The sequence below is a fragment of the Salinisphaera hydrothermalis C41B8 genome, from assembly GCF_000732535.1.
GTDB lineage: Bacteria > Pseudomonadota > Gammaproteobacteria > Nevskiales > Salinisphaeraceae > Salinisphaera > Salinisphaera hydrothermalis.
On sequence record NZ_APNK01000092.1, the window covers coordinates 1 to 555 of the forward strand.

At 58.2% G+C, this 555-nt stretch carries 1 protein-coding gene; it reads right to left on the reverse strand.

The annotated features are described in order from the left end of the window. Positions 1 to 158 precede the first annotated feature (158 nt). Positions 159 to 374, reverse strand: a complete 216-nt coding sequence (locus tag C41B8_RS19200; RefSeq protein ID WP_037342050.1) for a helix-turn-helix transcriptional regulator — start codon at positions 372 to 374, stop codon at positions 159 to 161. Positions 375 to 555 lie beyond the last annotated feature (181 nt).

Genomic DNA, 555 nt, shown 5'->3' on the forward strand with positions numbered 1-555 from the left:
CCCATCGGCCTGACCGGCGCCGGTCGCGTCAAGCGGTAGCGGTAGCGGCCGGATGCTTACCACGGTATTGGGGTGCACGCCGAAGAGCTCGCAAACCTCGTTCACCGTATAGCTTCGATACAGCTTCGCCAGATTGGGATTGATCCGTAGGCGTGCCATTACTCGCCGGCCTTGCTGACGTTCGGGCCGCGGCTGTCTCGGATTCGTGCTTCGAGCCACTCATCGATTTCGTGCTCGAGCCAGCCAACGGCGCGGCCGCCCAGAGAAATCGGGGCCGGAAAGCGGCCCTGCGAGATGCGGAGATAGATCGTCGAATCTGATAACCCGGTTTTGGCTCGCACGGCAGGGCGTCTAAGGATTTTGCAGTTGTTCATGAGCACTCCTGGATGCGCATTGGCGCGTGTGGGAATGCTCGTTAGGAAAAGGCAGCAGGATCTCCTGCAGTCAATCCTGCGAATCGAGGTTTTTCAGCCTATTGAAATAAAAGGGTAAATGTTACCGCCGATGTAAAAATGACCCCCTGACGCCGACATAATTTTGCCCCCCCCCTGGGTG